A 2725-nucleotide genomic window follows, 5' to 3' on the forward strand; every position below is an offset into this window, starting at 1 on the left:
ACATCATGGTGGTGTCGATCAGGTGGAAACCAACACGGCCCGGAGCGCCAAAATGGGGCGCTTCTGAAGGGTCGAGTCGGATCAGATTCTCAGAGTGCGCATCGGTGACGTCGAACACGCGCCGCCTCCCTCACATTAGGACGTAACGACTAACGAACGTCGGGCGGTTTGGTTCTGGCGGTGCGGCGGATGAGATCGAAAATAGTGGGCGGCGATGGATGCTCCCCGCGGGGGAGCATCCGATTGGGACAGTCAGTCGCCCTGTGGCCGGGCTTCACCCGCCGCGCGGACCAGTTGAACGAACTCCGCGCGTAGGCCGTAGGGATCTTCGCCGCGCGCGCCTTGGGCCAGGTCGGTGACCTGCGTCCAGCCGAAGCTGGGTTCGAGCCTCGGATCGGCCTTGAGCATCTGGCCGAAGGCGGCGACCGCCAGCCCCCAGCGGGCCGCTTCCGGCGCGGCTTGGACGCTCGAATAGGTGTCGCGGGCGCCGATCGGCCGCTCCATGAGCTTCGACGTTCTCTGTCCGGGCAACTTGTAGCGCACCTTGAGATAGGCCAATTCGCCCGTGGTGACCGGCGCCGGGGCCTTGCGGTTTCCATAGCGCAGAGGGTCGCTGGAGGGCCGCGCCCCGACTGGCGTGATCTCGTAAAGCGCGGTCACCGAGGCGCCTGAGCCGACCTCGCCGGCGTCGACCTGGTCGTTGTTGAAGTCCTCGCGCGCCAGCAGGCGGGTCTCGTAACCGATCAGGCGGTACTCGCTGACGGTGGCGGGATTGAACTCGACCTGGATCTTCACGTCGTCGGCGATGGGGAACAGTGAACTGGCGAAATCCTCGCGGAAGAGCTTCCGAGCCTCGTTCAGGGTGTCGATATAGGCTGCGGTCCCGTTGCCGTTCTGGGCCAGGGTCTGCATCATCACATCGTTGTAGTTGCCACGTCCGAAGCCGTAGACCGACAGATAGACCCCTTCCTTGCGCTTGTCGGCCACCACGTCCTTCAGCTTGGCCGGATCGGCGACCCCGACATTGAAGTCGCCGTCGGTCAGCAGGATCACCCGGTTTACCGCCCTGGCGTCGAAGTTCTGGCGGGCCAGATCGTAGGCCAGGGTCAGGCCCTCGCCGCCGGCCGTGGAGCCGCCGGCTCGCAGGGATTGCAGGGCGCACCGCACCTTCAGCTTGCTGCGCCCATCGGTGGGGGCGAGCACCGCTCCGGCCGACCCGGCATAGGCGACAATCGCCACCCGGTCCTGCGGCCGAAGCTGATCGACCAGCAGGTTCAGCGCCTTGGTCGCCAGCGGCAGGCGATCCTGGCTCCACATCGAGCCGGAGGTGTCGACCAGGAAGACCAGATTCAGCGGCGGTTGCCCGGCGCGGGGCATGTCGTAGCCCTGCAGACCGATCTGGACGATCTGGCGCTGGCTGGACCACGGCGAGGGCGTCACCGCCACGAAGGATTGGAAGGGCACGGCGCGGCCGGCGGGCTTGGCGTAGCCGTAGTCGAAATAGTTCACCAGCTCCTCGACCCGCACCGCGTCCGAGGGCGGGCGGCGGCCGTCGTTCAGGAAGCGCCGGACATTGGCGTAGGAGGCGGTGTCGACATCCACCGAGAAGGTCGAGACCGGTTCCACGGCGACCCTTTTGATCGGATTGGCGACCGCGCCGGGATAACGCTCGGTCTCCATCGCGCGGTGTGAGCCGCCGAGGACGATTTGCGGGCGGGAAGGGGCCGGCGGCGCCATGCGCTGGCTCTCAAGCGCTGAGGCGACCGGCGGGATCGGCAGCGGCGGGATTGTCGGGAGCCCTAGCTGGGAAGCGGGCGGCGGAGCCCTGGAATAGATCGGTCCCCCCGCCGGATGCCCACGCGGCGACCCGCCATAGCCTCCGGTCGCGGCCGGCGCGAAGCCCAGGGCCTCGCAAGCCGCGGGCGTGGGATCGCCGTCGCGGATAGCCGGCTGGGCCATGGGAGCGGACGGCGCCGCGACGAGCCCAATAAGGGCGAGCATCGATACGCTACGGGAAACGTTAGGCGCCGACATAGCGATCCTCGCTTTCAAAAAGTCTTCAAGGCTCAGCTTGGCGCTCGCCTTGCGGCGAAATCTCGACCTGATCGCGGCTTGGCCGCGGCAAGGCGAGGTTGATCGCGGGCGAACAGGCGTGGATCGCCCACCTTCCACCTCTAGGCGACCCCCAAGGGGCCGTCTAACAAGGGCGATGCTTCCGACATTTCACGATGGATCCCTTGCTGGTTTGGCCGTCGCCGCTCAGGGGGCGACCTTGTCCGTGCTCCGCTCCGATGGAGTGTCATGGCGGATCGAGCTGTTTGGGGTTCGGTATCTCAGGGCCGATGAGTTCCGCGAAGGCAACATCATCTGCAACCTTGAGGCCTACTCAGGCACGCAGCCGCCTCGATCGGTGATCGAGAGCCTTCTTGGCGCGCCGCAGGAGAACGTGGCGGGTGAATATTCGGAGAAGCACCGCGTCTTCATTGATCAGATGATCGCACATGTCATTGAGGGGCGGCTGACCTTGGTCGTGCTCACGCCTTCCTACGGCTGCGAGCTATCCGCCCTCTGCGAGAGGCTGAAGGCATCAGCGGTCGACTAAGCGTTTGAGCGACCGGGCATGAGGGCCAGCTCATCAAGCTAGACGGCTTGTTCGCCGCGCCGGCCAGCGCCTGATAGCGCCGGCCGGTTCGGAGTCGAGACTCAGCGCGCCTGGTCGACGTCG

2 protein-coding genes are annotated in these 2725 nt (G+C 66.3%); one reads left to right on the forward strand and one right to left on the reverse strand.

From position 1 onward, the window contains the following. Positions 1–252: 252 nt before the first annotated feature. The gene (locus Q7T84_RS11430) at positions 253–1959 is read right to left on the reverse strand and encodes a VWA domain-containing protein (protein ID WP_304808864.1); all 1707 of its coding nucleotides are present in this window, start codon (positions 1957–1959) and stop codon (positions 253–255) included. A gap of 286 nt (positions 1960–2245) precedes the next feature. Between Q7T84_RS11430 and Q7T84_RS11435 the strand changes: the two genes are divergently transcribed. Next, complete coding sequence (locus tag Q7T84_RS11435) at positions 2246–2602, forward strand: hypothetical protein (RefSeq protein WP_304808866.1); 357 nt, start codon at positions 2246–2248, stop codon at positions 2600–2602. The last annotated feature ends 123 nt before the right edge of the window (positions 2603–2725 follow it).

Origin of the sequence: Phenylobacterium sp. (assembly GCF_030654915.1) — a bacterium.
Classification (GTDB): domain Bacteria; phylum Pseudomonadota; class Alphaproteobacteria; order Caulobacterales; family Caulobacteraceae; genus Phenylobacterium.